Below are 23,146 nucleotides of genomic sequence, written 5' to 3'. Positions count from 1 at the left end.
CGTCGTGGTCGCGCTGGCGGCCGCCACGGGCGCCGGGGTCGGGGCCGGGCAGCTCACCGGAACGGGCACCTCCACCGCCGCCCTGCTCGGGTTCGCGGCCGGGGCGTGCGCGCTGATCGGCCACCGGGTCGCCAGCTACGACTACCCCTCGCGGTTCGTCCATATGACGGCCGGCGTGGCGCTTCCACTGGCGGCCGCGGCCCCCGTGGTCTATGTGATCGGCCGCGCACTGGGCTGACTCCCCGGCTCCCGCTCAGCCGCTCCGGATAGGCTCGCAGCCTCAGGCGAGGGCCTGAGCACGAGCCTGAGGGACCCACGCATATGCGCGCACTACGCATCACCTTGATCGTCGTCGTGATACTCGGCGGCCTCTTCGTGGCCGCCGACCGCATCGCGGTGTACATCGCGGAGTCGAAGGCCGCGGACAAGATCAAGAGTTCGCAGGGCCTGACGACCACGCCCAATGTCTCGATCAAGGGCTTCCCCTTCCTCACCCAGGTCGCGGGCAAGGAGCTGGACGAGGTCGACGTCGGTGTGGACGGGCTGACCACGGCCACCGGGGACGGCCGCAGCGTCCGGGTCACCGAGCTCGACGCGAAGCTGCACAACGTCCGCATCTCGGGCAGCTTCTCCTCGGCCAGCGCAGACCGCGCCACCGGCTCGGCCCACATCAGCTACGCGGACCTCTCACAGGCCGCCGGTCCTGGGGTGACCGTCGGCTACGACTCGTCGGGGAGCAACAAGGTCAAGATCACCGGCAGTCTGCTGGGCCTCAGCCTCACCGCCCACTCCCAGGTCACCATCGTGAACGGGACCACCATCCGGCTGCACGCCGAGTCCATCCCGGGCGGCAGCATCCCCCAGTGGGAGGACAAGGTGCGGGAGAAGGCCGACTTCGAGCGGAAGATCGAGGGACTGCCCACCGGTATGCGGCTGGACAAGGTGGAGGCCACCAAGGACGGCATAGACGTCTCGGTCACGGGTAACAACGTCCAACTGACGGGCTGACCCGATCAGCACCCAGGGGCGTCCGATCTCGTCCCTGGTCCATTCACTGAGACGATCTCGTCCGCATACATGACCGCCCGTGGCCCTCGCATGCCCGGGCGGCCCCGCCCCCGGGACGTTCAACCCTCACTCATCTCATTCTCCGGACGATATCGTCTCATCATTCGACACGCCGGTGACATGCCCGCCTGTCCGTCCCTACGATCGGACGCATGAAGCGACAGGCGGATCTCACGAAGCGGCGGGCAGTCGACCTGTGCCGCGTCGCCGCCATGCTCTGTCGCCCCGTCTGAAACGGGACGCGGTCCGGCACGCCTCGGACCGGCCCCCTCCTCGGCCCGTCAGCCGGGCCTTCCCGCACTTTCGCTCGTACGCTCGCCGCACGCCCCGCGCGGCGCCGCGTCGCGAGCGTGCCCGTACCGCCGCAACTGCCCCGGAGGAGAGAACATGAGCCGCAGTGACGTCCTGGTGGACGCCGAGTGGGTCCAGGCCCGGATCGACGACCCCAAGACGGTCATCGTCGAGGTGGACGAGGACACGTCGGCCTACGACAAGAACCACATCAAGAACGCCGTACGGATCGACTGGAAGCAGGACCTCCAGGACCCGGTGCGCCGTGACTTCGTCGACCAGGCCGGCTTCGAGAAGCTCCTGTCGGAGAAGGGCATCGCCAACGACGACACGGTCGTCCTCTACGGCGGCAACAACAACTGGTTCGCGGCGTACGCCTACTGGTACTTCAAGCTCTACGGCCACCAGGACGTCAAGCTGCTCGACGGCGGCCGCAAGAAGTGGGAGCTCGACTCCCGCGACCTGGTCGCCGAGGTCCCGGCCCGCGCGGCGACCGAGTACCAGGCCAAGCCGCAGGACGCCTCCATCCGCGCCTTCCGCGACGAGGTCGTCGACGCCATCGGCTCGCTGAACCTCGTCGACGTGCGCTCCCCCGACGAGTTCTCCGGCAAGCTGCTCGCCCCGGCCCACCTCCCCCAGGAGCAGTCGCAGCGTCCGGGCCATGTGCCGAGCGCCCGCAACATCCCCTGGTCGAAGTCGGCCAACGACGACGGCACCTTCCGGTCCGACGACGAGCTCAAGGAGATCTACGAGAGCGCGGGCGTCGACCTGGCGAAGGACACCATCGCCTACTGCCGCATCGGTGAGCGCTCCGCTCACACCTGGTTCGTCCTGCACGAGCTCCTGGGCCAGACCAACGTCAAGAACTACGACGGCTCCTGGACCGAGTACGGCTCGCTGGTCGGCGTGCCGGTCGAGCTCGGCGCCGGAAGCTGACCCTTCTCCCCCGAACGCGCCCCCGAACGCGCCCCCGAACGTAAGGACAGACATCCATGTGTGGAGCCAAGGCAGGCGGCCCCGACGCCTCGACGATCAAGCCCGGTGAGACCACCATCCAGGGTTCGGTGACCCGCGACGGCGAGCCCGTCACCGGCTACGTCCGGCTGCTGGACAGCACCGGCGAGTTCACCGCCGAGGTCCCCACCTCCGCGACCGGACAGTTCCGCTTCTACGCCGCGGAGGGCACCTGGACGCTGCGTGCCCTGGTTCCCGGCGGCACCGCGGACCGCACGGTCGTCGCCCAGAAGGGCGGGCTGGCGGAGGTCGCCATCGCCGTCTGACGCGTGACGGCACGTCGTGCCATACGGCCGGAGGGCCGCACCCCGGGGTTGGACGCCTCGGCGGGGTGCGGCCCTCCGTCCGTCCGCGCGGGTCTCCAGGTCCGTGGGCGCCGGTGTCCTTCATCTGTCGGCGCGGCGGCCTCGGACGTACGCTGGAGACATGTACGCGCGACGCCGCCACGCATATTTTTTCCTGATGGGCGCGTGTCTGACGCTCTTCATCTCGGCGTGGGCCTTTGTGCGCCTGTGGTCCGTACCCGCCGCGGTCGCGATGTGCATCGTCGCCATGGTGATCCCGCCCCTGGCCGCCATAGTGGCCAATCGCCGGGGCCCGGAGGACCGGTGGTGGGATGAGTCGGGGGACGAGGAATCCGACCGGTGGTGGCGGGAGCTGGACGAGCACAACCACCGGCATTGACCACCAGCACAACCGCCCCGGCCGATCGGGGCCCGGCAGGGGCCACTGACCGGGCCCCGGCCGGGGCGTTCAGGACCGGCCTGGCAGCCGAGGTGTCGAGGACCGCCCTGGGAGCCGGGGTGTTCAGAACCGCCCTGGGAGCCGGGGCGTTCAGGGCCGCCCTAAGAGCTGGCATGTTCAGGGCCGCCCTAGGAGCCAGGGCGTTCAGAACCACCCTAGTAGACGAGCGCCTGGACGCCGTCCGGCATGATCTCGCTCACGAAGACCTGAGCGCCCGCGATCCGGGCACCCTCGATCAGATCCTTCTCCTCGATCTCGCGGCGCGCCGCGCACTGGGTGCACACCGTGATCGTGCCGCCGCCCGTAAGGATGCCGTCGATCAGATCCGGAAGCGGCGCCGCATGCGGCAGCTCGAACTCCGCCGCCCGGCCCGGCAGCGCGAACCACGTCGACTCCCCGGTCAGCCAGAGCGAGACCTCGACCCCGCTCGCCGCGGCCACCGCCGCCACCGTGAACGCCTGGGAGCACCGCTCGGGAGCGTCCACGCCCGCCGTCACCTTGATCACCAGCTTCTTCGCCATACGCCAACCTTAGGTCGGCACGGTGGACCGGGCGCCGCACGGCGACCTGTCTCCACCGGCCGTCCCGGCGCCGACTAGACTCGGTGCCGTCCGTCATCTGTTCCGAGGAGCGCGCTCGTGCTTGAGGCTTTCTTCACCACCCTGATGATCCTGGTCGCCGTGGCCACGCTCGGCTTCGCCGCACTGACCTGGAAGAAGCTGTACCAGGGCCAGCGCTGACCCCCTCCCGCCCGGCCGCCACGGCTCGACTCTCGACAGATCGCCTGAATTCATGATCCAGATTCCGTCCGACCTCCACCCGGACCTCGTACCGCTCGCCTTCCTCCTGGGCAACTGGGAAGGCGCGGGCGTATCGGACTTCCCCGGGGCCGAGAAGTGCAACTTCGGCCAGGAGGCGACCTTCACGCACGACGGCCGCGACTTCATCGAGTACGTCTCCCACACCTGGGTGCTGGACTCCGAGGGCAAGAAGGTGCGCCCCCTGGAGACCGAGTCCGGCTACTGGCGGATCGACAAGGACCGCAAGGTCGAGGTCGTGATGAGCCGGGACCAGGGCATCGTCGAGGTCTGGTACGGCGAGCTGGCGGACGGCAAGCCGCAGATCGACCTGGCGACGGACGCGGTGGCGCGCACCGCGCACGCGGCCCCGTACGCGGGCGGCAAGCGGCTGTACGGCTACGTCAACAGCGATCTGATGTGGGTCGGCGAGAAGGCCACCCCCGAGGTCGAGCTGCGTCCGTACATGTCCGCGCATCTGAAGAAGGTCGTCGACCCCCGGGAGTGGGCCAAGGACCTCAAGGATCTGCCGGACGACGGGATCGCCTTCTTCCGCTGAGTGCTCCCCGGCCGTTCGGCCTTGGAGCCTGTCCGGGCCGTTCCACCTGCCGCCGAGCCCCGCTCTTCCCTGCCGCGGCCGGTTCTGCCCTGCGCGTCCGGCCGGTGACCGCGTGCCCGCCTACACTTGCACCGTGGCGACCACCGACTGGAAGAGCGATCTGCGGGAGCGCGGCTACCGGCTGACCCCGCAGCGCCAGCTCGTGCTCGAAGCCGTCGATCATCTGGAGCACGCCACTCCGGACGAGATCCTCACCGAGGTGCGCCGCACCGCGAGCGGCGTCAACATCTCCACCGTCTACCGCACGCTGGAGCTGCTGGAGGAGCTTGGCCTGGTCAGCCATGCCCATCTCGGCCACGGCGCCCCCACGTACCACCTGGCCGACCGGCACCATCACATCCATATGGTGTGCCGCGACTGCACGGATGTGATCGAGGCCGATGTCTCCGTGGCCGACTCCTTCACCCGGCAGCTCCGGGCGGACTTCGGCTTCGAGACCGATCTGAAGCACTTCGCGATCTTCGGCCGGTGTGCCAGGTGCTCCGCCGGACAGCGCCGTGGCGACGACGGCCAGAACGGCTCCGGTGAGGGCCGAGCCCGCAGGTCGTAGGCTGAGTCCATGAAGAGCCCTTTGCTGTCGCTGCCCGGCGCCGTCCCCGGCGAGGGCGCCGACGAAGGCGTCGCCGCCCACTATGGCGACCTGTTCCGCGAGCAGCGCGCGCTCGCCGACGGCACCGGCTTCGTGGACCTCTCGCACCGCGGAGTGGTCACGGTCAGCGGTGCCGACCGGCTGAGCTGGCTGCATCTGCTGATCACCCAGCACGTCAGCGAGCTCCCGCCGGGCCAGGCCACCGAAGCCCTGATCCTCTCCGCCCACGGCCATATCGAACACGCGCTCTATCTCGTCGACGACGGCGAAACGACCTGGGCCCATGTGGAGCCCGACAGCCAGGGCGATCTGATCGCCTACCTGGAGAGCATGAAGTTCTTCTACCGGGTCGACATCGCGGACCGCACCGACGACTACGCGGTCGTCCACCTCCCGGCGGGCAGCATCACCGAGGCCCCCGAGGACACCGTCGTCCGCGAGACCCCGCACGGCCGGGACCTCTTCCTGCCGCGTGCGCGGCTCACCGACTTCGCCGAGGCGAGCGGACCGGCGATCGGAGTGCTGGCGTACGAGGCGCTGCGGGTCGAGGCCCACCGGCCGCGGGTCGGCCTGGAGACCGACCACCGCACCATCCCGCATGAGCTGGGGTGGATCGGCTCCGCCGTCCATCTGCAGAAGGGCTGCTATCGCGGCCAGGAGACCGTCGCCCGGGTGCAGAACCTGGGCAAGCCACCGCGCCGGCTCGTCTTCCTCCACCTCGACGGCAGCGAGGTGACGCTGCCCTCCCACGGCGCGCCCATACGGCTGGCCTCGGAGGGCGAGGAGGGCCGCCAACTGGGGTTCATCACCTCCTCGGCCCGCCACCACGAGCTGGGACCGATCGCGCTCGCGCTGGTCAAGCGCAATGTGCCGGTGGACGCGGAGCTGATCGCCGACTCCACGGCCGCCGCTCAGGAGACGGTCGTGGAGCCGTGAGCCCGGTGCGCCAGACCTTGAGGTGAGGTCGCACCAGACCTCAAGGCGAGGTCGCGCTGGACCTCAAGGCGAGGTCGCGCTGGACCTCAAGGTGAGGTGGCGCGGGACCTCAAGGTGAGGTGGCGCGGGACCACAAGGTGAGGTCGCACCAGACCTCAAGGCGAGGTGGCGCTAGACCTCGATCAACACCGTGAACGGGCCGTCGTTCGTGAGCGAGACCTTCATGTCCGCTCCGAACCGGCCCGTTTCCACCTGCGCGCCCAGCTTCCGCAACTGGGCCACCACCTCGTCGACGAGCGGTTCGGCGACCCCGCCGGGCGCCGCCGCGTTCCAGGTGGGACGGCGCCCCTTACGGGCGTCGCCGTAGAGCGTGAACTGGCTGATGACCAGCAGCGGGGCGGCCGTGTCCGAGCAGGACTTCTCGCCCTGGAGGATCCTTACGGACCACAGCTTGCGGGCGAGCTGGGCCGCCTTCTGCGGAGTGTCGTCATGCGTCACCCCGACCAGTACGCACAGCCCCTGGCCGACGATCTCGCCGACCGTCTCGCCGTCCACGACGACGCTTGCCCCGTTCACTCTCTGTACCACAGCACGCATACCGACCATCATGCCGTGCATCCATCCGGGGCCGATCGGGTGGAGAGCCGCTGCACAGGGAGCATCACTGGTGGCACGATGCGTGCAGGCGGTGCAAGCGGGCAGGAACTGCGGGAATGACGCATCGCTGGAGGGGACGGACACCAATGACCACACCGGGCACCGGCCAGCCCATGGCCACCGAGGGCCTGCTGCCGCCACGGCCGCCGAGCCAGCGCGGCGGGCGGCTGGCCGACTCCGCCGCCGTGACGGCGCCGGCCATGGCTCCCACGTCCGCGGCGGCGAGCGGACTGCACGCACTGCGACTGCCGGAGCTGCGGGCGCTGCGCCGCGCGGCACAGGGCGAGGAGGCGGATCTGAGCTATCTGCGCAGACTGCTCCAGGGCCGGATCGACATCCTCCGCGCCGAGCTGGGCCATCGCCGTGACCCGGCGCCCGCGGCGGCCGCGGCACAGCCGTCCGCCGCGCTGGTGGACCGGCTGCCGGAGATCCTCGCGGACCTCCCCTCACGGCATCGCTCCTCGGCCCGCCATGTCACGCTCGGGACGCCGCAGGGCGCCGAGTACGAGCGGCTGGCCGAGGAGATGCTGGCCGAGGTGGGCCTCTCCGATCTGCGGGCCCGTACGGACGAGGAGCTGCGCGGCGCGATGGCCCGCCTCGTCGGCCATGAGCAGCAGGTGTCGCGGCGGCGGCAGGAGCTTCAGCGGACGGCGGACGGTTGCAGTGCGGAGATCGCCCGCCGGTACCGCGAGGGAGAGGCGCAGGTGGACGACCTGCTGGCGTAGGCGTCCGCGGGTGCTCGGAGGGTGCGCGGGGAGCCGTCCACAGGGTGCGGTGTGATGAAAAGACCTGGTCCACAGGCTGGGGAAATCGGCGTGCGGCCGGTGGCGGCGGGAGCCTAGCGTGTGCGCATGGCCGTCGAACTCCGCACCTCGCTCTCCGATTCCGATCTGACCAACTGGACCATCGCGCTCAACACCGGCTTTCTGCGTCCTCCGGAGGCGCCGAAGGAGGAGGTGGAGCTGCGGCGGGAGCACATGGACCTGTCCCGTACGCAGGGGGTCTTCGACGGAGACCGTTGCGTCGCCACCTTCCGCAGCTTCGCCCAGCGGCTGACGGCGGTCGGCGGGGCAGACGTGGCCGCCGACGCGGTCAGCAATGTCGCGGTGTCGCCCACCCACCGCCGCCGGGGGTTGCTCAGCCGGATGATGGAGCACGATCTGCGCGCCGCCAAGGAGCGGGGCGACGCGGTGGCCACCCTGATCGCGGCCGAGTACCCGATCTATGGGCGGTACGGCTTCGGACCGGCCACCTGGATCACCGAATGGCAGGTGGACGTTCCGCGCGCCGGTCTCGACCCGCGCCACTCGGCTCCGGTGGACGGCGGCCGGGTCGACTTCGCCGACGCCGACGAGGTGCGGAAGCTGGGCCCCGCCCTGCATGAGCGGCTGCGCGCCGAGCAGCACGGCGCCATTGACCGCCCGGAGAGCTGGTGGCAGATCAGCACCGGCCGGCGGCGATACCCCAACCGCCCCTGGACCGAGCCGTTCTATGTCCTCTACCGCTCCCCCGACGGCTCGGTGGACGGGCTGCTCGCCTATACGGCGGACGACCGCTGGGAGGGCAACAAGCGGCCGCACAACACGGCCACCGTGCTCGAGCTGACCGGAGTCACCCCGGCCGCCGAGCGGGCCCTGTGGCACTTCCTGCTCTCGGTCGACTGGGTGACCCGGGTCAACACCGGCCGGCGCGCCCCGGACGATCTGCTTCCGCTGCTGCTCGGCGACCCCCGCGCCGCCCAGGTCGCCCAGCACGCCGACTGGCTGTGGCTGCGCCCGCTGGATGTGCCCCAGTTGCTGGAGACCCGTACGTACCCGGTCGAGGGCTCGCTGGTGCTCGAGCTGCACGACAGCGCCGGGCTGGCCGGTGGCCGCTATTTCCTGGAGGCGGGCCCCGACGGCGCGGCGTGCGCGACCACGAGCCGCCCGGCCGATCTGACCATGGACATCGGCGAGTTGGGCACCCTGTGGCTGGGCGACGAGTCGGTGGTCCGGCTCGCCTCACTGGGCCGGATAGCCGAGGAGCGCCCGGGCGCCGCGGCCCTGGCGGACCGGCTGCTCCGCACCCCACGCCGCCCGTGGTGCCCCGACAGCTTCTGAGCTGGCGGGGGCCTGTCCGGGCACGGCGGCGGGCAGCCGCCCGATCGGCACCCGCCCGATCGGCGCTGGGCGGTCGGCCTCAGCAGCAGGACTTGAGCAGTCGGCGCGCGCCCGCGCCCTGCTCACCGAGCCTGTCGTACGGGTTGGCCAGCGCGCATTTGTCGATCGACAGACAGCCGCAGCCAATGCAGTCGGTGAGGTGGTCGCGGAGGTTCTCGAGCTGTTCGATGCGCTCGGTGATGTCCGCGTGCCAGCACTCCGAGATCCGGGCCCAGTCCTCCTTGGTGAGGACGTGATCCTCGGGGAAGAGCCCCAGCACCTCCCGGATTCTCCCCAGCGGGATGCCGACGCGCTGCGAGGAGCGGACGAAGGCGACCCGGCGGAGCGTGTCGCGGGTGTAGCGGCGCTGATTGCCGGAGGTGCGGCGGCTGTGGATCAGCCCCTCGCGCTCATAGAAGCGGAGCGCGGAGGCGGGGACTCCGCTCCGCTGCGAGAGTTCGCCGACCGTGAGCTCATGGGTCTTCCAGGTCAATTGCGTCATGGGGCCGAGAGTAGCTTGACTTCAACCTTTGTTTAAGTCTGAGGCTCTTCCCATGGCTCCTGACACCGCCGTCTCCACGGCCGCAGCCCCTACCGACACCGATTCCCCCATCCGGCTCGCCGTCATCGTCGGCAGCACCCGCGACGGCCGCTTCGGGCCGAAGGTCGCGGAGTGGTTCGCCGCCCATGCGACGCTCCGCTCCGATATGACTGTCGATGTCATCGACCTCGCCGAGACCCCGCTGCCCTTGGACCTCACCCACCGGCCCGGCCCCGATGACCTCGCGGCCCTGGAGGCCGTGACGCCCCGGCTGGACGCGGCCGACGCGTTCGCCGTGGTCACGCCCGAGTACAACCACAGCTACCCCGCCGCCCTGAAGAACGCGATCGACTGGCACTTCACCCAGTGGCAGGCCAAGCCGATCGGCTTCGTCTCCTACGGCGGCATCTCCGGGGGCCTGCGCGCGGTCGAGCATCTGCGACCGGTCTTCGCCGAGGTCCACGCCGTGACCGTCCGGGACACGGTCAGCTTCCACAACGCACACGGGCTCTTCGAGGAGGACGGCCGGCTGAAGGACTCCAAGGGCCCGGACACCGCCGCCGGGGCGATGCTCAACCAGCTCGCCTGGTGGGCACGGGCCCTGCGCACGGCCCGCACCACCCACCCCTACGGCACCTGAGCCCACCGGCGACGCCGCCCCCGGTCGCGCCGCCGCCGGTGCCGTGGCTCAGGCGGTGCGGCGGCGGAAGAGCGCCCCCGACGCCCCGGCCGCCACCACCAGGATTCCGCCGCACCACACCAGGGCCTGCCAGGCGCTGTCGCCGACCGGCCGGTCCAGCAGCAGCCCCCGCAGCGCCTCGATGACCGGGGTCACCGGCTGGTGCTCCGCGAACCCATGCAGCCAGCCCGGCATGGTGTCGATCGGCACGAACGCGCTGCTGGGATACGGCAGGAACATCATCAGGAACGTGAACCCGCCCGCCGCCTCCGGTGACCTGGCGATCAGACCGAAGCAGGCCGACAGCCAGGAGATCGCGAGGATGAACATCAGCAGGATGCCCGCCACGGCCAGCCAGTCGAACGGACCGGCGTGCGGCCGGAAGCCGATGAGGAAGGCCACGCCGAAGACGATCGCGGTCGCGACCGTGTTGCGCAGCACGCTCGCGGCCACATGGCCCGCCAGGATCGGAGTGCCGCCGATGTCCAGCGACCGGAAGCGGTCGACGATGCCGCCGGTCATGTCATGGATGACGGTGACCGCCGTGTTGGCCGAGCCGAAGCCCGCGCACAGCAGCATCACCCCGGGCACGACATAGGTGACGTACTCGGTGCCGGTGTGGATGGCGCCGCCGAAGAAGTAGACGAAGACCAGCATCAGCATGACCGGCAGCAGCATGGCGGTGAGCACCGCGTCGAGATTGCGCCTGGTCAGCCGGATCGTGCGGCCGGTCAGAACGATCGCGTCAGACACCGGCCGCCTCCTTCGCTCCCTCGGCGGCGCTCTCGCCCGTGGCGTTACGGCTCTCGCCCCGCGCGGTGTGGCCGGTCAGGGCCATGAAGACGTCGTCGAGCGTGGCGCTGTGCACGGTGAAGCGGTCCACGGCGCGGCGCTCGGGGTCGATCTCGTCGAGCAGGGCCCGCACATGGGCGGCGCCGCCGTCCGTCGCGACGCCCAGCGTCAACCGGTCGGCGTCGCTCCATACGAGCCGTACGCCCAGTTGGCGCACGGCCCTCTCGTACCCGGCGACGTCGCAGAGCACCAGGTCCAGCCGCCGCCCGGCGACGCGCTCCTTGAGTTCGGCCGGGGTGCCCTCGGCCACCACCCGGCCGCCGTCCACCACGGCGATGCGATCGGCGAGCTGGTCGGCCTCGTCCAGGTACTGGGTGGTGAGGAAGACCGTCACCCCGTCCGTCACCAGCCCCTTGACCACGTCCCACATGGCCTGCCGGCTGCGCGGGTCGAGGCCGGTGGTCGGCTCGTCGAGGAAGATCACCTCGGGGTGGCCGACCAGGCCCGCGGCGAGGTCGAGCCGGCGGCGCATCCCGCCGGAGTAGGTGCCCACGGCGCGGCGGGCGGCGCCGGTGAGGTCGAAGCGCTCCAGCAGCTCCCGTGCGCGGCCGCGGGCCTCGGTGCGGCCGAGCCGGGTCAGCCGCCCCATCATCAGCAGGTTCTCCTCGCCGGTCTGCATCTCGTCCACCGCGGCGTACTGACCGGTGAGGCTGATGGCGCGGCGGACATGGCGGCGGTCGGTGATGACGTCGAAGCCCGCGACGCGGGCCCGCCCGGCGTCCGGCGGCGTCAGCGTGGACAGGATCCGCACGGTCGTGGTCTTGCCCGCCCCGTTCGGGCCGAGCAGCGCGAAGACGCTGCCGCGTGCGACCGACAGGTCGACGCCCCGGAGCACCTTCACCGCCCCGTAGGACTTCTCGAGGCCGCTTGCCTCGATGGCGGCTGATCGATGGGCCATGGTTCCCCCCGCTCCCTCTTCTGCGTATGCCATACGCTCTACTGCGTAGGGTATACACATCTCTAGGATGGCGGTCAACCGAACGGACATGAGCACGCACGCATGGAGGTCCCGAGGCATGGCCACCGAGGAGAACGGCACCGGCCTGCCGGCGAGCATCGAGGCCGCCTGGGGACTGCGGGAACGCCCGGGCAAGGGGCCCCGCCCCGGGCTGACCCTGGGCCGGATCGTCGACGCCGCCGTCGGGATCGCCTCGGCGGACGGCCTCGGCGCGGTCTCCATGAGCCGGGTCGCGGCCGAACTCGGTGTTTCCACGATGTCCCTGTACCGCTATGTCTCGGCCAAGAACGAACTGCTGGTACTGATGGAGGACGCGGCCTACGGCCCACCGCCGCCCGGTGACCCGGCGGAGGACTGGCGAGCCGGGTTCACCGACTGGGCCTGGGGGCTGCGCAGCGCCCTCGCCCGTCACCCCTGGGTGGTGCGCATCCCGATCAGCACCCCGCCCTCGACACCCAACTCGGTGGCCTGGATGGAGCGCGGACTGGCCTGCCTCCGCCGCACCAGCCTCAGTGAAGGCGAGAAGGTCTCCGTACTGATGCTGGTCAGCGGCTTCGTCCGCAACGAGGCACGGCTGACCACCGACCTCCAGGCAGCCAACCGACGCACCGGAGACAGCCTCGAAACCTCGATGGCGGCCTGGGCCCGGCTGCTGGAGAGGGTGACCGACGCCGAGCGCTTCCCCGCGGTGACGGCGGCGCTGCGGACGGGGGAGTTCGACGCACCGGGCGGCCCGGACGACGAGTTCGTCTTTGGCCTGGAGCGGATTCTCGACGGGGTGGAGGCGCTGGTCAGCGCGCGGAGCTGACCGTCCGGCGCTTGGAGCCCCGCACCCGCGCCGCACCGGCCGCCGGCCTCTGGCCGGCGGAGCCTGGCCAGATATTTGCACATCCTGGCCATCCGGCCACTCGTCGGCCCGGGGCCCGTTTTCCAGCATGGTGGTCATGAATGTGCTGTGGATTTTCGCCCACCCCGAACAGCGGTCCCTCAGTGGGGCGTTGCGCGACGAAGGTCTGCGCGCCCTGCGGGAGGCGGGCCATGACCACCGGCTGTCCGATCTCTACGCGATGCGCTGGAACCCCGTGGTCGACGGCGCCGACTTCCGCCATGACGCGAGCGAACGCCTCATCGTCGGGGCCGCCTCGCGGCGTGCCTATGACGCGGGGACGCTGAGCGAGGACATCCGTGCCGAACAGGAGAAGATCGCCTGGGCCGACGCACTGATCGTGCAGTTCCCGCTCTGGTGGTACGGCATGCCCGCCATCCTCAAGGGCTGGTTCGACCGCGTCTTCGTCAAGGGCTTCGCCTACGGAGTCACAGGGCCGGACGGACGCACCCTGCGCTACGGGGACGGCAAGCTGGCCGGTAAGCGGGCCATGGTGGTCCTGACCGCGGGGGCGCCCGAGGACACCATGGGGCCGCGCGGTGTCAACGGCGACATCGGCGATCTGCTGTTCCCGCTGCACCACGGCATCTTCTGGTACAGCGGGATGTCCGTGCTGCCGCCGCATGTGGTCTACGGCGCGGACCGGGTACCGGAGGAGGCGTACGACGCCCATGCCGCCGCGCTGCGGAAGCGGCTGGCCGCCCTGCCGACGGAGGAGCCGGTCCCGTTCCGCCGCCAGAACGGCGGGGACTACGACGAGCGCCTGGTGCTCCGGCCCGATGTCCTGCCGGGCCGGACCGGCCTCTCCGTGCACTACGCATGGCCCCAGACCCAGCGCGCCCAGGGCGCCTTGAGCGACTAGGAGGGCGAGCGCAGCTCCAGCCGCCAGTCGTTGCACCGCATCAGCGTCCCCAGCGGGTACTCGACCTCGCACTCCCCGACCAGGGTGAACCCGGCCTTACGGCACACCCCGCACCCGCGTTCCGTTCATTCGACCACGAGGGTACGACAACGGCGCCGCGCCCAGGTCCGGACCCGGCCCGCCCTGCCCGCCCGGCCCGGCGTCAGTCCGTCACCGGCTCCAGCAGCGCCAAGTCGTCCTCGTCGAGGGCGATCCGTGCCGCCGCCATGTTCTCCTCGAGGTGGGCCAGTGAGCTGGTGCCGGGGATCTGGATGATCGCGGGCGAGCGGGCGAGCCCCCAGGCGAGGGCGATCTGGTGCGCGGTCGCGCCGTGCCGCTCCGCGACCGTCCGCAGGTTTCCGCTCGCCAGGTCGGTGTGGCCGCCGCCCAGCGCGAAGAACGGCATATAGGCGATCCCGGCCCCGGCGCACTCGTCCACCAGCGCCCCGTCGGCCTGATCGAGCACCCCGAACCGGTTCTGCACCGCCGCGACGGGCGCGATCGCGCGGGCCTCGGCCAACTGCTCGGCGCTCACATTGCTCACCCCGAGCCGCCGCACCAGCCCTTCCTCCCGCAGCGCGGCCAGCGCGGCGAACCGCTCCCCGAGCGGGACCCCGCCCACCGCCTTGAGCCGCCCCACCCGCAGGTAGACCAGGTCGAGCGCGTCGACGCCCAACTGCCGCAGGTTCTCCTCGACCAGACCCCGCAACTGCTCCGGCCGCGCCTCCGCGTACATCTCGCCGGTCGCGGTGCGCAGCGGCCCGACCTTGGTGGCGATGGTGACGTCCTCGGGGTACGGGTGCAGGGCCTCGCGCAGGATGTCGTTGGCCCGCTCGGTGGCGGAGAAGTAGAAGGCCGCGGTGTCGATATGACGGGCGCCCAGCTCCACGGCGCGCCGTGCGACCGCCACGGCCGTCGCACGCTCGACGGCGGGACCGGCCCACCGGCCCGGCAACTGCATCGCGCCGAAACCGAGCCGATCGGCCGGTGATGAGAGATGGGAGAACAAGGACGGAGCTGAGGAGGATGCGGAGGATGAGTTCATGGGGCAGCATGCGCACCTTTTCGCACCGACCACAACATCGGACCGCCCCGACCCACAAGATCGGACCGCCCCGACCCACGAGATCGGATCAGCCCGACGACCGCTCCAGGAGCAGCGCCCGCTCACGGGCGTTACCCGTCAGGGCCGCCGCCCGGGCGAACTCCGCCCGGGCCTCCGCATGCCGCCCCAGGCGCTCCAGCAGATCCCCGCGGACGCTCGGCAGCAGGTGGTAGTCCTTGAGCGCCGGTTCCTCCGCCAGCGCCTCGACCAGCTTCAGACCGGCCGCGGGCCCCTCCGCCATCGCGACGGCGACCGCCCGGTTGAGCTCCACCACCGGGGACGGGGCCAGCGCCATCAGCCGACCGTAGAGGGCGGCGATGGCCGTCCAGTCGGTGTCCTCGTAGCGGATCGCCCGTGCGTGGCAGGCGGCGATGGCGGCCTGGAGGGAGTACGGGCCGTGGCCCGCGCGCTCCAGGGCCTCGACGCCCCGGCGGATGAGCAGCCGGTTCCACTTGGTGCGGTTCTGGTCGGCGAGCAGTACCGGCTCACCGCCGGGGCCGGTGCGTGCCGCGATACGGGAGGACTGGAACTCCAGCAGCGCGGCCAGTCCATGGACTTCGGGCTCCTGGGGCAGCAGTCCGGCCAGGACCCGGGCCAGCCGCAGCGCGTCCTCGCACAGGGCCGGGCGCACCAGATCGTCGCCCGTGGTCGCGGAGTAGCCCTCGTTGAAGACGAGGTAGATGACCTCCAGGACCGAGGAGAGCCGGGCGGTCCGATCGTCGCCGTACGGCACTTCGAAGGGGACGTCGGCCTGGGCGAGCGTCCGTTTGGCCCGGACGATGCGCTGGGCGACCGTGGGCTCCGGGACCAGGAACGCGCGGGCGATCTCCTCCGTCGTCAGCCCGCCCAGCAGCCGCAGGGTGAGCGCGACCCGGGCCTGGGTCGACAGCACGGGATGGCAGGCGGTGAAGATCAGCCGCAGCAGATCGTCGTCGATGTCCTCGGCGGTCCGGGCGAGATCCGCCGGATCGGGCGGTGAGACGTCCTCCAGGGCGCGCCCGACCTCCGCCAGCTTGCGGGCGTAGGTCTCCTTACGGCGTACGAGATCGATCGCACGGTGCTTGGCGGTGGCCATGAGCCAGGCGCCCGGATTGTCCGGCACTCCCGACTCCGGCCACCGCTCCAGCGCGGTGACCAGGGCGTCCTGCGCGAGTTCCTCGGCCAGCCCGACGTCCCGCACGATGCGGGCGACGCCTGCGATGATCCGCGCGGACTCGATCCTGAAGACCGTTTCGACCGTTTCGACCGCTGCGGCGATTTCGGCGGTTCCCCCCGCTTCACCCGCTCTATCCGCCTTATGCGCCTTATTCGCGTTCGCCGCATCGGCCGGGCTTGCTGCCGTCACGACCCCTATCAGAGCAGCCGTACGGGGACGGAGCAAGCACGGCCGACTCAGCCCGTGACGATCTCGCGGACCTCGACGGTGATGGTCCAGAACTCCTCATGGGTCCGCAGGAACCGCTTGGTCCACTCCACGGCCTCGGCCTTGTCCTTGGCCTGGACGATGGAGTAGCCGCCGATGACCTCCTTGCTCTCGGTGAACGGGCCGTCGGTGCAGCTCATCTTCCCGCCGGACCAGGTGACGCGGGTGCCCTCGGAGGTCGGGGTGAGCCCGGCCGTGTCCAGCATGACCCCGGCCTTGGTCATCTCCTCGATCAGCGCACCCATGCGCTCCATGAGCTCGGGGCTGGGGCCCTCGGCGGGGGCGTTCTGCTCATCGACGCGGATCATCGTCAGATAGCGCGGCATGGTGACTCCTCATTCGACTCATTCGCCATACGAAGCGGGATTCGGGACGGAGGCCGGGCGTCTCCCCTGCCTCTCACCTGTGCGTCGAACGGGCACCGCCCGGATCGACAGACCTCACGAGATTTTTTCGCCGAGGCCGTACCGCCCGGCCCCGCCATGACACGCGCCACTATTGCAAGCAAATGCTTGCAATAGTTAGCACTCCTGTTGCAGCATCGAGGTATGGCATCACTCAACGTCGGCAACCTCGGCGAGTTCCTGCGCGAACAGCGGCGCAGTGCGCAGTTGTCACTGCGGCAGCTCGCCGATGCGGCCGGGGTGTCCAATCCGTACCTCAGCCAGATCGAGCGCGGTCTGCGCAAGCCGAGCGCCGAGATCCTTCAGCAGCTCGCGAAGGCACTGCGGATATCCGCCGAGACCCTGTACGTACAGGCGGGGATCCTCGACGAGCGGGACCGCGAGGAGACCGAGGTGCGCAGCGTGATACTCGCCGACCCCTCGATCAACGAGCGGCAGAAGCAGGTACTGCTTCAGATCTACGAGTCCTTCCGCAAGGAGAACGGGCTCCAGACCGCCTCGGACGACATCTCCGACCCCTCCGACACCTTCGGCACCGGCGCCGACGTCGCCACACCCTCGAACTGATCCGGGAGGACCATCACCATGGCCATCACCGACGACGTACGCAAGACCCTGACCGACCCGACCCCGCTGTACTTCATGGCGGGCACCGCCGATCTGGCCGCCCAGAAGCTCAAGGAGGTGCCGTCGTTCGTCGAGAAGATCGTCGCCGAGGCCCCGGAGCGCCTGAACGCGGTACGCAACACCGACCCCAAGGTCGTGCAGGAGCGGGTCTCCCAGCAGGCCAAGGAGGCCCAGGGCAAGCTCAACGAGATGCTGGGCACGATCGACACCGACATCAAGCGGCTGCGCGACACGGCGCAGGACCTCGCCCTTCAGGGTGTGGGCCGGGCCGCCGAGCTGGCCGTGAAGGCGCGGGAGCGGTACGACGAGGTGGCCGAGCACGGCCAGGAGGTCGTGCGGACCTGGCGCGGTGAGGCGGCCGACGAGGTCGTCGACATCGCCGGTGCGATCGAGCCCCACGAGGGCCGGGACGGCAACGCGGCGGCCCGGTCGAAGGCCCCGTCGCAGTCGGTCGCCATGGACTCGTCCAAGGAGGCGCCGAAGTCGGCGGCCAAGCCCGCCACCCCGGCCCCGTCGAGCAACTCGAGCCACTCGAGCAACTCGAGCCACTCGGGTCACTCCGGCGCGCAGCCGTCCGCGGCCTCTTCGTCCTCCCAGGCCAAGAAGGCCCCGGCGCGCGGCAACAAGCCCGCCACCCCCGCCAAGCGGCCGGAGCCGAAGTCGGCCGGCTGACGAGCGCACGTCACGATCGGGCCGGGTATGCCGGGTACGCCCTGCGTGCCCGGCCCGGTGTGCGGGTACGGTGGCCCGCAGAGACGCGTCCCATACATATCTTCTAGGCGGTGGATGGCGTGCTGGTTGAAGGCTTCGGCAAGCTGATGTACTGGGTCTCCTGGGCCCTGCTCCTCTTCAGCCTCTTCGCCTTCGTCGACTCGGCGATCCGCCGGGATGACGCGTACCGGGCGGCGGACAAGCAGACCAAGGCGTTCTGGCTGATCATCCTTGGCCTCGCCGCCGCGGTGAACTTCTTCATGGGAATCCTGGACTTCCTGCCGATCATCGGGCTCATCGCGACGATCGTGTACATCGTCGACGTCCGGCCCGCGCTGCGGCAGGTCTCCGGCGGTGGCCGCCGCTGGCCGCGCGGCCGCGGCTCCAGCTCCGACGGTCCTTACGGGCCCTTCAACGGCCGCTAGGGCCCTTCTGACGGATCTCCGCGGCGTCGCGGCAGTCGCCGGGCGCCGGGCGGCAGACAGCGGAACGGACCGCGGCCGATCAGCCGCGGTCCAGCAGCAGCACCGCCAGATCGTCGGTCAGCTCCCCGCCGTTCAGCGACCGCACCTCGGTGACGGTCGCGTCCAGCAGCTCCTCGCCGCGCCGCCCCTCCGCGACCTGGCGGGCGACGATCTCGACCATGCCCTCCTGGCCGAGCCGCTGCACCCCTGCTCCGACGCGGCCCTCGATCAGCCCGTCGGTGTACATCATCAGGCTCCATGCCCCGCCGAGCTCAACCTCGCGGCGCGGCCAGCGGGCGTTCGGCAGCAGGCCGAGCGCCGGGCCGTTCTCGTCGGTGGGCAGCAGCCGGGGCGCCATGCTCGGGCGGATCGCCAGCGGTGAGGGGTGCCCGGCCAGACAGACCCCGGCCCGGCGGCCGTCCGGTGCGATGTCGACGGTGCACAGTGTGGCGAAGATCTCATCGTCGGCGCGTTCGTTCTCCAGCACCTGCTGAAGGGTGCCGAGTAGCTGATCGCCACAGAGCCCGGCGAAGGTCAGGGCGCGCCAGGCGATGCGCAGCTCCACGCCGAGGGCGGCCTCGTCCGGGCCATGGCCGCAGACGTCGCCGATCATCGCGTGGACCGTGCCGTCCGGGGTGCGGACGGTGTCGTAGAAGTCGCCGCCGAGCAGGGCCCGGCTGCGGCCGGGCCGGTAGCGGGCGGCGAAGCGCAGCCCCGAGCCGTCCAGCAGCGGGGTGGGCAGCAGTCCGCGCTCCAGCCGGGCGTTCTCCTGGGCGCGCAGCCGTGACTCGGTGAGCTGGCGCTGGGCGAGGTCGGAGCGTTTGCGCTCGACGGCGTAGCGGATGGCGCGGCTGAGGATCCGGCCGTCCAGCTCGCCGCGGAAGAGGAAGTCCTGGGCGCCCACCCGCACCGCCTCGGCGGCGCGCTCGGCGTCGTCCTCCGCGGTCAGGACGAGGACGGCGTGCTGGGGCGCGAGCCGCAGCACCTCGTGCAGCGCGGCCAGCGAGTCCGCGCCGTCGCGGCCCGGGCCCGGGAGGGCCAGGAGGATGCACTGCACCCCGTCGGTGAGCAGCCGGCTGGCCTCGGTGAGATTGCGCGCCGTACGGATGCGGACTCGGTTACCCTCGGTATCCAGCATCTCGGGAACGTTGAAGGCACCGGACGGATCGTCCTCGATCACCAGCAGGGTGAGCCCGTTGTCGGGCAGGGTGGCGGGCCCGGCCTGCGGGGCCGGTGCCTCCCGTTGCCTCGGCACGGGTACGGACATCGCTCGATTCCTTCCCTCCCCCCGAGGGCGCGCGCCGCCGACCGGTGGAGCGCGGTGGGATTCCGGTACGCACACCGACTGGTCGGTTTCAGCGACCCCAGAGCGCGGGTACCGGATATTGCCAGGCGACCTTAGCGCTAGGCGGCCGTTTCATGGAATGACCTCCAGGCACCGACTTTTGTCATATGCCGCACGTCATGCGGCACTTGATGACCCGGGAGACAATCCCGGGATGACGAACATCACGCTGACCCTGGGGGACATCACGGAGCAAAACCTCGACGCGGTCGTGAACGCGGCCAACTCCTCCCTGTTGGGAGGGGGTGGCGTCGACGGAGCCATCCATCGACGGGGCGGATCCGACATTCTGGATGAATGCCGTGATCTGCGTGCGTCGCGCTATGGCAAGGGCCTTCCGGCCGGACAGGCGGTCGCCACCACGGCCGGCCGGCTCCCCGCCCGCTGGGTGATCCATACGGTCGGACCGGTCTTCTCCACGAGCGAGGACCGCTCGGCCACGCTCGCCTCCTGCTACCGGGAGGCACTGCGGGTCGCCGATGAGCTGGGCGCCCTTACGATCGCCTTCCCGGCCGTCTCCACCGGCGTCTACCGCTGGCCGCTGGACGAGGCGGCCCGGATCGCGCTCACCGCCGTCCGCGATGCGGACACCGCGGTCACCGAGGCCCGCTTCGTCCTCTTCGACCAGCGCGCGTACGACGCCTTCGAGACGGCCCTGAACGCGCTTCCACCGACCTGAACCCGAGGCCACCGGGCGGACCTACGCCCGCGGCGGTCCGGCCGTACTACCTCGCGTCCGGCCGGACCACGCCCAGGATCGGCATCGAGCCCGCGCCCGCGACCGTGACCTGGCGGCCGGGGCGGGGGGCGTGGATGATCGCGCCGCTGCCCACGTACATCCCCACATGGCTCGCGTCCCTGAAGTAGATGATCAGATCACCCGGGCGCATGTCCTTCGTGCTCACCTTCGGCAGCAGCCTCCACTGCTCCTGCGAGGTCCGCGGGATCGACCGGCCGGCCGCCGCCCACGCCCGCTGGGTCAGCCCCGAGCAGTCATAGGTCTCCGGACCCACCGCGCCCCATACATAGTTCTTGCCGAGCTGGGCCCGCGCGAAGTCGACCGCGCGCCCGCCCATCGCGGTGGCGCCGCTGCCGAGCTTCCGCAGTATCCCGGTGTCCAGCCATTTCGCCTGCGCGCCACGGGCCTTGTCCTCCTCCAGTTGGCGCAGCCGCTCCCGTTCGTCCTTCGCCAGCCGGGACTCCAGCCGCTGGGCCCGGGCCAGCTTGCGCAGGATCTCCTTCTTCGCCGCCGCCTTCTTCGCCCGGCTCCGGTCCAGCCGCTCCCACTCCTGGGAGGCCGAGTCGGCGTAGCGGTCGAGCGCCACCTGGGTGCGCTCCAGACGGCCGATCAGGCCGTGGGTCGCCTGTTCACCCTTGCGGGCGAGCGAGACACCGTCGAGGAACTCGCCCGGATCGCCGTTGAGGAACAGCCGCGCCTCCGCCGGCATCCCGCCGCCCCGGTACTGCGCCCGGGCCATCGCCCCGGCCCGCTTGCGCAGCCCGGCCATCTCCTTCTGGGCCTTCACCACGGCTCGAGCGATCTTCAGGATGGCCTTCTCCTGGCGGGCCTGTTTCTCCCGCGCCAGGTTGTACGCGTCCGTGGCGGACTCCGCCTTGCGGTAGAGCCCGTCGACCTCCTGGTGGACCGCCTCCAGGCGCCGGCCCCCGGTCGCGCCGCCATCCGCCCCGCCGCCCGGCCCCGGAACCGGCCCCGGCTCGCCGGGCGCGGCGTACGCCGTCTCCGGCACGGCCGACAGTCCCAGCGCGCAGACCAGCGCGGTGGCCGCGGCGACGCTCGCGCCCCTCCCTCTCCCGTCCCGCCTCACCCGCGGTCTCCTCTCGTTCCGTTCCGGCCGGGCGCGCTCCTGTCCCTCTCGCGCGCCAGACCTGACGTACCGGCACGTAGGGACGGATAGTGACATGCCGTACCGCAATTCGACAGAGACACGCGGCGGTTACGCCAGCAGCCACCCCGAACCGGTTCACCGGACGGGTGTCGCACAGGTGTCGGACGGACCTGGGGCGACCTCCGCAAGGACGTCGTCCGGCTCGGGATCAGGCCGTGACCTGGCCGTGACATGGCCACCACACTGACGGCCGAGGTTCACCATCCGTTAACTCACCCCCTCAGGCCGCTTCACCTGATCTGCCTACTTTCGGCCCTACTGAGCGTGAGCCGAGTCCGGCTCCGGCGCACGCCGCACCAAGTGCGCTCCACCCCATCTCGCGCGCCGTCCCCCAACCGGCGGCTCCTGGAAGGAACTCCTGAAAGTGAAGCTTCAGCGCAAGAACCGGCTTCGCGCCATCACCGCCGGTGCCCTTGCTGTCTCCGGCGTCCTTGTCCTCACGGCGTGCGGTTCCGACAACAACAACGACTCGGGCGGCGGCGGTTCCAAGGCCGCCTCCAACATCAAGTGCGACGGCAAGGGGCAGTTGCTGGCCTCGGGCTCGTCCGCGCAGAAGAACGCCATGGACCTGTGGATCAAGACCTACGGCGCCGCCTGCAAGGACACCAAGCTCAACTACAAGGCCACCGGCTCGGGCGCGGGCATCCAGGAGTTCCTCCAGGGCAAGACCGCCTTCGCGGGCTCCGACTCGGCTCTGAAGCCCGAAGAGGTCAAGTCCTCCGAGCAGGTCTGCAAGGGCGGCAAGGCCATTGACCTGCCGATGGTCGGTGGCCCGATCGCCGTCGGCTTCAACGTGCCCGGCGTCGACAAGCTGACGCTGAACGCCGATGTCCTCGGCAAGATCTTCAACTCCGAGATCAAGAAGTGGGACGACCCCGCGATCAAGGCGCTGAACAAGGACGCGAAGCTCCCGAGCCTCAAGATCCAGGCGTTCCACCGCTCCGACGAGTCGGGCACCACGGACAACTTCACCAAGTACCTCAAGGCCGCCGCCCCCAAGGCGTGGCCGCACGAGCCGGGCAAGGCGTGGGAGGGCAAGGGCGGCCAGTCGGCCGACGGCTCCTCCGGTGTCTCCTCGCAGGTCAAGCAGGTCTCGGGCGCCATCTCGTACTTCGAGCTGTCCTACGCGACCGCGAACAGCATCAAGACCGTCGACCTGGACACCGGCGCCTCCGCCCCGGTCCAGGCCACCGTCGAGAACGCCTCCAAGGCCATCTCCGAGGCCAAGATCAAGGGCACCGGCAGCGACCTGGCCCTCGACCTGGCGTACGACACCAAGGCGGACGGCGCCTACCCGATCACCCTGGTCACCTACGAGATCGCCTGTGACAAGGGCAACAAGGCGAGCACCCTCGCCGCGACCAAGTCCTTCCTGACCTACGTCGCCAGCGAGGACGGCCAGACCTCCCTCAAGGAGCTGGGCTACGCCCCGCTCCCGACCGAGATCGCCAACAAGGTCCGCGAGAGCGTCAAGAGCCTCTCCTGACCCG

General features: G+C 70.7%; 28 protein-coding genes and 2 pseudogenes. 19 read left to right on the top strand and 11 right to left on the bottom strand.

What is annotated here, in order from left to right; all coding sequences use genetic code 11:
• The 6 genes and pseudogenes from KN815_RS18780 to KN815_RS18760 all read left to right on the top strand — a co-directional run.
• Positions 1-238: pseudogene (locus KN815_RS18780) on the top strand (hypothetical protein); the annotation flags it as partial.
• 83 nt (positions 239-321) lie between these two features.
• On the top strand, positions 322-1,008 hold the full coding sequence (locus KN815_RS18775) for an LmeA family phospholipid-binding protein (RefSeq protein WP_216343112.1): 687 nt from the start codon (positions 322-324) through the stop codon (positions 1,006-1,008).
• Positions 1,009-1,220: 212 nt separating this feature from the next.
• Entirely contained in the window at positions 1,221-1,301 is an 81-nt protein-coding gene (locus tag KN815_RS52190) for an Ms5788A family Cys-rich leader peptide (protein ID WP_351229977.1), read from the top strand.
• A 154-nt stretch (positions 1,302-1,455) separates the two neighbouring features.
• Positions 1,456-2,295 (top strand): sulfurtransferase, encoded by an 840-nt coding sequence (locus KN815_RS18770; protein WP_216343110.1) that lies wholly within the window; start codon positions 1,456-1,458, stop codon positions 2,293-2,295.
• A gap of 56 nt (positions 2,296-2,351) precedes the next feature.
• Entirely contained in the window at positions 2,352-2,639 is a 288-nt protein-coding gene (locus KN815_RS18765; protein ID WP_028814639.1) for a DUF1416 domain-containing protein, read from the top strand.
• Positions 2,640-2,799: 160 nt separating this feature from the next.
• Positions 2,800-3,057 (top strand): DUF3099 domain-containing protein, encoded by a 258-nt coding sequence (locus KN815_RS18760; RefSeq protein WP_030837960.1) that lies wholly within the window; start codon positions 2,800-2,802, stop codon positions 3,055-3,057.
• 215 nt (positions 3,058-3,272) lie between these two features.
• Here the strand turns inward: KN815_RS18760 and KN815_RS18755 are convergent, their stop codons facing one another.
• The gene (locus KN815_RS18755; RefSeq protein ID WP_216343109.1) at positions 3,273-3,638 is read right to left on the bottom strand and encodes a DsrE family protein; all 366 of its coding nucleotides are present in this window, start codon (positions 3,636-3,638) and stop codon (positions 3,273-3,275) included.
• A gap of 271 nt (positions 3,639-3,909) precedes the next feature.
• Between KN815_RS18755 and KN815_RS18750 the strand changes: the two genes are divergently transcribed.
• The 3 genes from KN815_RS18750 (at position 3,910) to ygfZ (ending at position 6,058) form a co-directional block, all read left to right on the top strand.
• Positions 3,910-4,473, top strand: a complete 564-nt coding sequence (locus KN815_RS18750; protein ID WP_216343108.1) for a heme-binding beta-barrel domain-containing protein — start codon at positions 3,910-3,912, stop codon at positions 4,471-4,473.
• A 133-nt stretch (positions 4,474-4,606) separates the two neighbouring features.
• The gene (locus KN815_RS18745; protein WP_216343107.1) at positions 4,607-5,083 is read left to right on the top strand and encodes a Fur family transcriptional regulator; all 477 of its coding nucleotides are present in this window, start codon (positions 4,607-4,609) and stop codon (positions 5,081-5,083) included.
• 9 nt (positions 5,084-5,092) lie between these two features.
• Positions 5,093-6,058, top strand: a complete 966-nt coding sequence (ygfZ, locus tag KN815_RS18740) for a CAF17-like 4Fe-4S cluster assembly/insertion protein YgfZ (RefSeq protein ID WP_216343106.1) — start codon at positions 5,093-5,095, stop codon at positions 6,056-6,058.
• A 171-nt stretch (positions 6,059-6,229) separates the two neighbouring features.
• Here the strand turns inward: ygfZ and dtd are convergent, their stop codons facing one another.
• The gene (gene dtd, locus KN815_RS18735; protein ID WP_216343105.1) at positions 6,230-6,655 is read right to left on the bottom strand and encodes a D-aminoacyl-tRNA deacylase; all 426 of its coding nucleotides are present in this window, start codon (positions 6,653-6,655) and stop codon (positions 6,230-6,232) included.
• A 146-nt stretch (positions 6,656-6,801) separates the two neighbouring features.
• Here dtd and KN815_RS18730 point away from each other — a divergent pair, with 146 nt between their 5' ends.
• Complete coding sequence (locus tag KN815_RS18730; RefSeq protein ID WP_216343104.1) at positions 6,802-7,440, top strand: RsiG family protein; 639 nt, start codon at positions 6,802-6,804, stop codon at positions 7,438-7,440.
• 126 nt (positions 7,441-7,566) lie between these two features.
• Positions 7,567-8,814: a GNAT family N-acetyltransferase gene (locus tag KN815_RS18725; RefSeq protein ID WP_216343103.1), complete on the top strand. Its 1,248-nt coding sequence runs from the start codon at positions 7,567-7,569 to the stop codon at positions 8,812-8,814.
• A 79-nt stretch (positions 8,815-8,893) separates the two neighbouring features.
• Here the strand turns inward: KN815_RS18725 and soxR are convergent, their stop codons facing one another.
• Positions 8,894-9,355, bottom strand: coding sequence for a redox-sensitive transcriptional activator SoxR (gene soxR / locus KN815_RS18720; RefSeq protein WP_059145925.1), 462 nt, complete (start codon positions 9,353-9,355; stop codon positions 8,894-8,896).
• Between the two features lie 52 nt (positions 9,356-9,407).
• On the opposite strand from soxR, the gene KN815_RS18715 reads away from it, so the two are divergent.
• Positions 9,408-10,034: an NADPH-dependent FMN reductase gene (locus tag KN815_RS18715; protein WP_216343101.1), complete on the top strand. Its 627-nt coding sequence runs from the start codon at positions 9,408-9,410 to the stop codon at positions 10,032-10,034.
• A gap of 48 nt (positions 10,035-10,082) precedes the next feature.
• On the opposite strand, the gene KN815_RS18710 is transcribed toward KN815_RS18715, so the two are convergent.
• Positions 10,083-10,826 carry an ABC transporter permease gene (locus KN815_RS18710; RefSeq protein ID WP_216343100.1) on the bottom strand — a complete coding sequence of 248 codons (744 nt, stop codon included), beginning with the start codon at positions 10,824-10,826 and terminating at the stop codon, positions 10,083-10,085.
• Positions 10,819-11,823: an ATP-binding cassette domain-containing protein gene (locus tag KN815_RS18705; RefSeq protein WP_216343098.1), complete on the bottom strand. Its 1,005-nt coding sequence runs from the start codon at positions 11,821-11,823 to the stop codon at positions 10,819-10,821. Before KN815_RS18705 ends, KN815_RS18710 begins: the two co-directional genes overlap by 8 nt.
• Positions 11,824-11,941: 118 nt before the next feature.
• Between KN815_RS18705 and KN815_RS18700 the strand changes: the two genes are divergently transcribed.
• Both KN815_RS18700 and KN815_RS18695 read left to right on the top strand, forming a co-directional pair.
• Positions 11,942-12,691, top strand: coding sequence for a TetR/AcrR family transcriptional regulator (locus tag KN815_RS18700; protein WP_216343097.1), 750 nt, complete (start codon positions 11,942-11,944; stop codon positions 12,689-12,691).
• Positions 12,692-12,827: 136 nt separating this feature from the next.
• Positions 12,828-13,631 (top strand): NAD(P)H-dependent oxidoreductase, encoded by an 804-nt coding sequence (locus tag KN815_RS18695; protein WP_216343096.1) that lies wholly within the window; start codon positions 12,828-12,830, stop codon positions 13,629-13,631.
• On the opposite strand, the pseudogene KN815_RS18690 reads toward KN815_RS18695, so the two are convergent.
• The 4 genes and pseudogenes from KN815_RS18690 to KN815_RS18675 all read right to left on the bottom strand — a co-directional run.
• Positions 13,628-13,741 (bottom strand): annotated as a pseudogene (locus tag KN815_RS18690) (GNAT family N-acetyltransferase); the annotation flags it as partial. The gene KN815_RS18695 and the pseudogene KN815_RS18690 overlap by 4 nt on opposite strands.
• A gap of 92 nt (positions 13,742-13,833) precedes the next feature.
• Positions 13,834-14,715: an aldo/keto reductase gene (locus KN815_RS18685; RefSeq protein WP_216343095.1), complete on the bottom strand. Its 882-nt coding sequence runs from the start codon at positions 14,713-14,715 to the stop codon at positions 13,834-13,836.
• Positions 14,716-14,803: 88 nt separating this feature from the next.
• On the bottom strand, positions 14,804-16,033 hold the full coding sequence (locus KN815_RS18680; RefSeq protein WP_216343114.1) for an RNA polymerase sigma factor: 1,230 nt from the start codon (positions 16,031-16,033) through the stop codon (positions 14,804-14,806).
• A gap of 134 nt (positions 16,034-16,167) precedes the next feature.
• The gene (locus KN815_RS18675; RefSeq protein ID WP_216343094.1) at positions 16,168-16,524 is read right to left on the bottom strand and encodes a YciI family protein; all 357 of its coding nucleotides are present in this window, start codon (positions 16,522-16,524) and stop codon (positions 16,168-16,170) included.
• A 222-nt stretch (positions 16,525-16,746) separates the two neighbouring features.
• Here KN815_RS18675 and KN815_RS18670 point away from each other — a divergent pair, with 222 nt between their 5' ends.
• The 3 genes from KN815_RS18670 (at position 16,747) to KN815_RS18660 (ending at position 18,365) form a co-directional block, all read left to right on the top strand.
• Entirely contained in the window at positions 16,747-17,169 is a 423-nt protein-coding gene (locus tag KN815_RS18670; protein ID WP_078642735.1) for a helix-turn-helix domain-containing protein, read from the top strand.
• Positions 17,170-17,187: 18 nt separating this feature from the next.
• Positions 17,188-17,901: a hypothetical protein gene (locus KN815_RS18665; protein WP_216343093.1), complete on the top strand. Its 714-nt coding sequence runs from the start codon at positions 17,188-17,190 to the stop codon at positions 17,899-17,901.
• Positions 17,902-18,020: 119 nt separating this feature from the next.
• The gene (locus tag KN815_RS18660) at positions 18,021-18,365 is read left to right on the top strand and encodes a DUF2516 family protein (RefSeq protein ID WP_014053906.1); all 345 of its coding nucleotides are present in this window, start codon (positions 18,021-18,023) and stop codon (positions 18,363-18,365) included.
• 79 nt (positions 18,366-18,444) lie between these two features.
• On the opposite strand, the gene KN815_RS18655 is transcribed toward KN815_RS18660, so the two are convergent.
• Positions 18,445-19,671: a PP2C family protein-serine/threonine phosphatase gene (locus KN815_RS18655; protein ID WP_216343091.1), complete on the bottom strand. Its 1,227-nt coding sequence runs from the start codon at positions 19,669-19,671 to the stop codon at positions 18,445-18,447.
• 232 nt (positions 19,672-19,903) lie between these two features.
• On the opposite strand from KN815_RS18655, the gene KN815_RS18650 reads away from it, so the two are divergent.
• Positions 19,904-20,428 carry an O-acetyl-ADP-ribose deacetylase gene (locus KN815_RS18650; protein WP_216343089.1) on the top strand — a complete coding sequence of 175 codons (525 nt, stop codon included), beginning with the start codon at positions 19,904-19,906 and terminating at the stop codon, positions 20,426-20,428.
• A 46-nt stretch (positions 20,429-20,474) separates the two neighbouring features.
• Here the strand turns inward: KN815_RS18650 and KN815_RS18645 are convergent, their stop codons facing one another.
• Entirely contained in the window at positions 20,475-21,575 is a 1,101-nt protein-coding gene (locus KN815_RS18645) for a C40 family peptidase (protein WP_216343088.1), read from the bottom strand.
• Between the two features lie 445 nt (positions 21,576-22,020).
• Between KN815_RS18645 and pstS the strand changes: the two genes are divergently transcribed.
• Positions 22,021-23,142, top strand: coding sequence for a phosphate ABC transporter substrate-binding protein PstS (gene pstS / locus KN815_RS18640; RefSeq protein WP_216343086.1), 1,122 nt, complete (start codon positions 22,021-22,023; stop codon positions 23,140-23,142).
• The last annotated feature ends 4 nt before the right edge of the window (positions 23,143-23,146 follow it).

Source organism: Streptomyces niphimycinicus (assembly GCF_018883605.1).
In the GTDB taxonomy this organism is placed as follows: Bacteria; Actinomycetota; Actinomycetes; order Streptomycetales; family Streptomycetaceae; genus Streptomyces; species Streptomyces niphimycinicus.
The sequence above is the reverse complement of the archived record's forward strand: the minus strand, read 5'-3'. Positions and strand labels throughout refer to the sequence as shown.